Raw genomic sequence first — 4222 nt, forward strand, 5'->3', positions numbered from 1 at the left:
CGGCCCGGCTGCTGCGCTTCGAGCCGGCGCACGACGCTTTCGAACTCGAGCGCCCCCTTGTGCCGGTGGACGGCGCCGGCGAAAGCGATGCGCCGCGGCGGGTGTTCGACCGTTCGGTGTGGCGTCCCTTCGACGAGGCTGTGGGGCGGGATCACCCGCGTGCGCTCCGGTGTGAGCTCGGGAAAGAGCCGCAGGTGCTCGCGGCGCGTCGACTCGGACGGAAACTCCACCCGGTCGGCGAGCGCGAGGAGGCGGCGGGCGACCGCGCGACGTTCTTCCTGGAAGCCGGGGCGCAGACTCCAGCTCGCTGCCAGGCAGCGGCTGCAGCGCGACGGGTCGGCCGAGAAGTCGCAGAATCGACCGGACGGCTCTTCGAGCAGATGTGGCCGCGGACAGTAGAGCGCGAAGTCGTGCGCGGAGATGCCGAAGGGGAGCCCGCGCTCGCGCAGCGCGATCGGCAGCGTGAGCGGTAGATCGACCAGGCTCTCGAAATGCAATCGCGTGGCGCCGACCCAGCGCGCGGCCTCGCTCAGGATCGGCCCGGCGGAGTCATCGAGAAACGCCGGAGCCGCGGCGTCGTCCGACCGCTCCCGCAGCCACTCGAGCGCCAGGGGTCGCTCGACGCCGCGCCCCCAGAGCTCGCAGCGGAAGCGGTCCCCCAGGCGTTGGAGGACGGCGACCGGCTCGGTTGCAGCGCGCTCCTCGAGGCGAACCAGAAGCTGGATCGCCGCGCCACCGCGCCGACGCTGCATCGGAAACGGCAGGAACCAGAGGGTGGGCGACCGCGCGCCGGGTGGCAACGGTGTCGCGGTATCGGCGAGCGTGAAACGTCGGCTCCGCGCCTCGTCGCGCCGCCGATCGCGCCAGCGTTCGACGAGCGATCGCGGTCCCTCCGCGGCGAGCAGCCGCGCGGCGAGAGCGAGGCGCGCTGGCAGGAGGCCGGGCATGCGGGAAGCCTAGCGCGACCGGCGGGCGGCCAGGACCTGGTCGTAGATCGGTTCGAGCGCCGCGAAGTGCCCGGCGAGAGTCGGCACGGCCGGCGCATGGCGCCGCCAGTCCGCGATCTGTCGCGGGTCGGCGATCAGGCGCTCGAGCCAGGCACGCAGCTCCTCCGGGCGATCGGGATCGAACTGTCCGCCGCACGCTTCGGCACCGACGAAGAGCTCGGCGAGCGCGCCGCGGCGGCTGGCGACGACCGGCAGGCCGGCTGCGAGAGCTTCGCGCGCCGCCAGGCTGTAGGACTCGAGGCCGAGCGAGGGCACGAGCAGCAGATCGAGGCCGGCGTAGATGGCGCCGCGCTCCTCCTCCGCGAAGCGCCCGCGCAGGTGGACGGCACCGCCCTCGGCTGCGGCGACGGCCTCGCGAACGTAATCCGGGTCGTGCGCCGCGTCTCCCCAGACCTCGAGCGTGACGGCGCTCGCGGGCAGGCCGGCGAGCGCCCGGGTGGCGACGTGCAGGCCCTTGTGCGGCAGGAGCGAACCGATGAAGCCGAGCCGCAGGGGCAGACCCGGCACGCGGGGGAGAGGTTCGATCGGTCGTGACGGGTGCTCGACGCCGTAAGGCACGAGGTGGACCGGGACGCGGTCCGGCAGCCAGCCGAGCGCGCGGAACGAATCGAGGATCGCCGAGGAGCCGGCGACGAGGGCGTCGGCCGCGGCGAGCACGCTGCGCGCCCGCCGGTCGCGGAGGCGGTAGAGCGTCCGGTTGAGCCTGCCGTTCAGACCCGCCGACGGGGTCAGCCGGGTGAGCGGCAGACAGGCGCTGCAGCGCCCGGGAGTGGGACCCGGGCAGAGGCGGCGGTCGCGGTCGAGGAGGTTGGCCCGCGCACAGAGCAGCCACCAGTCCTGCAACTGCAACACGAGCGGCAGTCGCCGGCGGCGCGCTTCGTCGACCAGCGCGAAGCCGTTGCCGGCGAGATGATGGATGTGCAGGAGGTCCGGAGCCGTCTGGTCGAGGAAGCGCGCGAAGTCGACGCGCGCGCCGCGATCGTAGAGTCCGTTCCTGCGCAGCGGATTGCGCTGGTCGAAGTGGTTCACCCGCGCGCGCACGCGGATCGAGAGATCGTCGAGCTCGATCACGGTGCCGGTCGCGAACTGGCGATCGGCGGAACGCGTGTAGACCGCGACCGGCCGACTCGCCCTTTGCTGGTGGGCCAGCCACCAGGCGTACATCTCGGTGCCGGCGAAGTTCTCCGGCGGCCAGCCGTGCACGAGATGGACGACGGCCGCGCGCGGCGGCGCGGCGGGCGATCGGCCGGCGGGCGGAGCGCTCGCGCTGCGCAGGGCTTCGAGGATCGGCCGGCGCGCCGGGGCGACCGGATCCTCGGTCATCCATGCCGCGAGGCGGGCACGAAAGTCAGGGTAGCGCCTGGCCAGGGTGCGCTCGGCCTGGCGAACCCGCCGGTCGCGCGTCCGTCCGAAGCTGCGCTGTCCTTCGTGGAAGACGAAGGTCGCGTCGTCGAGGCAGTGCTCCCAGCCGGCGGCGGCGGCGCGCAGGCAGAAGTCGACCTCTTCGCCGTAGCCCAGCCCGAAGGCGACGCGGTCGAAGGAGCCGATCTCCGAGAGCAGCGCGCGCTTGACGTAGAAACAGAATCCGACCGCGGTGGGAATGCGCGGGTAGAGCCGTGCCGACGACTGCTCGACGAGCGCCGCGAAGCGGTCGACGTCGAAGCCGGTCGGCAGGCGATTGATCTCGAACGGCCGCGGGAGCGAGGCGAGCGTGCCGTTGTTGGTGAACGGCGTCACGGTCCCGATGCGCGGCGCGCTGGCGGCCGCTGCGGCGAGCCGGTCGAGCCAGCCGCGCGTCACCACCGTGTCGCTGTTGAGCAGGACGACGTCGCGCCCCGCACCCCCGGACTCCACCTCACCCGCGAGGAGCCCGCGGTGGATCGCCGCCGGATAGCCGGACCGGACCTCCTGTCGCAGCACGTCGAGCGCCGGGGCGCCGAAACGCTCACGGGCGCGGGCGACGAGGAGCTCCACGGCCTCCTCTTGCGGTCCATCGACGACGAGCAGCAGGCGATGCCGGCTGCGATCGACATGTCTTTCGAGGCTCGCGAGGCAGCGTTCGAGCGCCTCCGGCGCGCCGTAGACCGGCACGATGACGTCGATACGGCCCTCGTCGCCGAGACCGCGGCTTCCCGGGCGCCTCGCGTCGGACGTCACGGCGAGCTCTGCGCGCCGCCGGAGAAACGCCCTCCGCACAGGTCGAGGACGAAGAGCTTGAGCTGCCCCGGGAGCTCGCCGCGAACTCCGGTGACGCCGGCCAGGCGGTCCCCGAGGAGTGGGCGCCAGGCGGCGGGTTCGGCGGTCACCACGAAGCTGCAAGGCGGCGCCTCCGCCGGCAGGGCGCGCCCGTCGAGCGGCGGGAAGCGGCGAAGATAGTGGCGGTGCCACTGCGCCACCGGGTGGCCGTCTTCTGCACCGCGTCCGAGCGCCCTCTCGACGAAGGCGCGCGCGTCCGGTTCGGAGTCGAGGAACCGCTGCAGTGCGCCGAGGCTGTGCGGCTCGCGCTCCGGCCAGGCCCGGGCGAGCGCTTCGATGCGGGCCGCGCCCAGGAGGGCGAGCAGCAGCAGGAACGCGGCGAGGCCGCCGCGCCAGCGAACGAGGAGCGACCTCACCTGATCGAGGAGCAGCGCGGTCGCAAGGGCAAGTGCGGGATAGGCGGGGAAGACGTACCACACCAGGCGGGAGCTGGGGATGGCGAAGAGCACGAAGGTCACGACGATCCAGAGCAGGAGCGTCGAGTGGATCCGGCGGTCGTGCGTCGCGGCGACTCCCGGGTCGCGGCGCGAGCGCAGCAGACGCACGGCGAGCGCCAGGGGGGCGAGGAGGGCGAAATAGCCGAAGTTCTCGATCGCGGCCCGGATGTAGATGGAAGGGGGCTGCAGATGCAGCGGATCGAGCCCGGCGCCGGAGCGTCTTGCGAGATCGATCCCGAGAAAATAGAGGACATCCCCTACCGAGCCGAGAGAAAAGAGCAGCCACGCGAGATAGAAGAGCAGGCCCGGGAGCGTCGCTGCCCCGGCGGTGACGATCGCCCGGGCGAGGCGCCGGCGCAGCGTTGCGGGCTCCGCCTCGGTTTCGCGAGGTACGGCGAGCTCGACCAGAAAGAGGGCGCCGCCGACGACGAGCGGGCCGACGAGGCCCTTCGTCCAGCTGGAGAAGCAGGAGAGCAGGGCGAGTCCGCCGAGGCGAACCCGGGCGCTCTTGGCGCCGGTCTC

Annotated in this window: 3 protein-coding genes; all 3 read right to left on the minus strand. The window is 73.0% G+C overall.

All coding sequences use genetic code 11. The features are described 5' to 3' along the window. Window positions 1-947: hypothetical protein (locus KBI44_20965; protein MBP9146956.1), on the minus strand; the 947-nt coding region annotated here is incomplete at its 3' end. A gap of 9 nt (window positions 948-956) precedes the next feature. Further along, window positions 957-3164, minus strand: a complete 2208-nt coding sequence (locus tag KBI44_20970) for a glycosyltransferase (protein MBP9146957.1) — start codon at window positions 3162-3164, stop codon at window positions 957-959. Continuing rightward, window positions 3161-4222 (minus strand): hypothetical protein (locus KBI44_20975; GenBank protein ID MBP9146958.1); only part of this gene is annotated, 1062 nt, incomplete at its 5' end. The genes KBI44_20970 and KBI44_20975, both read right to left, overlap by 4 nt.

Source organism: Thermoanaerobaculia bacterium (assembly GCA_018057705.1).
Classification (GTDB): Bacteria; Acidobacteriota; Thermoanaerobaculia; order Multivoradales; family JAGPDF01; genus JAGPDF01.